The 2,203-nt window shown below is 72.9% G+C and carries 2 protein-coding genes; both read right to left on the reverse strand.

All coding sequences use genetic code 11. The features are described from left to right. Positions 1-142 precede the first annotated feature (142 nt). Positions 143-883 carry a 16S rRNA (uracil(1498)-N(3))-methyltransferase gene (locus ACFTZL_RS44185; RefSeq protein WP_382596090.1) on the reverse strand — a complete coding sequence of 247 codons (741 nt, stop codon included), beginning with the start codon at positions 881-883 and terminating at the stop codon, positions 143-145. Continuing rightward, on the reverse strand, positions 880-1,956 hold the full coding sequence (locus ACFTZL_RS44190; protein ID WP_382596093.1) for a nitronate monooxygenase: 1,077 nt from the start codon (positions 1,954-1,956) through the stop codon (positions 880-882). Before ACFTZL_RS44190 ends, ACFTZL_RS44185 begins: the two co-directional genes overlap by 4 nt. Between the last annotated feature and the right edge of the window lie 247 nt (positions 1,957-2,203).

Consider the following 2,203-nt stretch of genomic DNA (forward strand, 5'->3'; position numbering starts at 1 on the left):
GTGTCCGCCCGCAGCGGTTGGCGCGTCAACGAACAGTCAATTGGTATCCGACCCCATCGCGCCGTTCCGAGGACGGACACCCCCCGACACGGCCCCGACCCACACCCACCGCGCAGGCGCTGACGCGCACCCCCGCACGAGCTCAGGACCAGCGACCGGTCCGGGCCAGAAGCACGGCGGCAGCCGCCGTCCCGGCGGTCGACGTGCGCAGCACACTGCGTCCGAGGCGATACGCCTTCGCCCCCGCCTCCTCGAACTGCGCCAACTCCTCGGGCGCCACGCCCCCTTCGGGCCCCACGACCAGCACGATCTCACCGGAGGACGGCAGTTCGGCGGTCGCCAACGGCTCGTCCCCGCTCTCGTGGAGCACGGCCGCGAACCCGGCCCCGGCCAACAGCGAAGCGACCTGCTTGGTCGTCGCCGCCTCCGCGACCTCCGGAAACCGCACGCGGCGTGACTGCTTCCCGGCCTCCCGCGCCGTCGCCCGCCACTTGCCCAGCGCCTTCAGCCCGCGCTCGCCCTTCCACTGCGTGATGCAGCGCGCCGCCGCCCACGGCACGATCGCGTCGACACCGACCTCGGTCATCGTCTCGACGGCCAGCTCCCCGCGGTCGCCCTTGGGCAGCGCCTGGACGACGGTGACCCGGGGCTGCTCCGCCGGCTCCTCGGTCACCGAGTCCAGCCGGACGATCAGCCGGTCCTTGCCCTCGGTGTCGAGCACGACGCAGTCCGCCCAACGGCCGGCCCCGTCCGTGAGGACGATGTCCTCGCCGGGCCGCAGCCGCTTCACGGAGACGGCATGCCGCCCTTCCGGGCCGTCGAGGACGTACCGGCCGCCGCCGCCCGCGTCGAGGTGCTCGACGACGAACACCGGCGCGGTCATCGGACGCCGCCTCCGCCGCCCAGCACCGCGCGCGCCGTGGCGAGTTCACCGGCCAGCACCTCAACAAGCTGCCCGGCGGGCAGCTCCCGCGCCATCCGGTGCCCCTGCCCGGCCCACAGTGCCATGCCCTGCGCGTCCCCCGCCTTGGCGGCGGCCTTGCGCAGCGGCGAGGTCAGGTGGTGGATCTCGGGGTAGGCGGGCGGCGCGTACGGGCCGTGCTCGCGCAGGAAACGGTTGACGAGGCCACGAGCCGGCCGCCCGGAGAAGGCCCGGGTCAACTCCGTACGCACAAACAGGGGGTTGGTCAGCGCCTGCTTGTGCAGGGCGTTCGCGCCCGACTCGTGCGTGGCGAGGAACGCGGTGCCGAGCTGGGCCGCACTCGCGCCGGCGGCGAGCACCCCGGCGATCTGGCCGCCGCGCATGATGCCGCCGGCGGCGACGATCGGGATGTTCACGGATTCCCGGATCTGGGCGACCAGCGACAGCAGCCCGATGCCGGAACCGTCCAGCTCCGGGATGTCCCGGTGCGTGCCCTGGTGACCGCCGGCCTCGACGCCCTGCGCGATGACCCCGTCCGCACCCGCCCGCTCCACGGCCCGGGCCTCGTCGGGGGTGGTCGCGGCGGCCAGGACGAAGGTGCCGACGCGGTGCAGGGCGTCGATGACCTCACGGCTCGGCACGCCGAAGTGGAACGACACCACCGGCACGGGGTTGTCGCGCAGCACCGCGAGCTTGGTCTCGTAGCCGTCGTCGCGGCCGCTGTCGGGATCGCCGAGCTCGGCCTCGTACCAGGTGGCCTCGCCGGCCAACTGGTGGGCGTAGACGTCGACGGCGGCCGGGTCGGCGTACTCGGGCTGGGGCATGAAGACATTCACGCCGAAGGGCCTGCTCGTGAGACTCCGGAGCTGCTTGATCTCCTGGTACACCCCGTCGGCGGTTTTGTACCCGGCGGCGAGGAATCCGAGCCCGCCCGCCTCGCACACGGCGGCGGCGAGCTGCGGTACGGAGACGCCACCCGCCATGGGGGCCTGCACGATCGGGTGCGGGAAGAGATCGGTCAGCGCGGAGGACATGACCGCATGTTGTCACGTCCTCCGAACAACCCCGAAACCGGCCTGCCGTGTGGCATAGACCAGAGGAAAAGGCCCTCCGGCAACCGATCAGCGGTGCGCGTCAGCACCCGTTGAACGCATCCTTCAACCGCGAGAACAACCCCTGCTGCCCAGGCTGACTGTGCCTGCCCGGGGGACGACCCCCGGACCCCCAGCAGCGGCCGGCCCGCCCCACGTCAGCGCCCGTTGAACGCATCCTCCAACCGCG

It is taken from the genome of Streptomyces sp. NPDC056948, assembly GCF_042674225.1.
Lineage (GTDB): Bacteria > Actinomycetota > Actinomycetes > Streptomycetales > Streptomycetaceae > Streptomyces > Streptomyces purpurascens.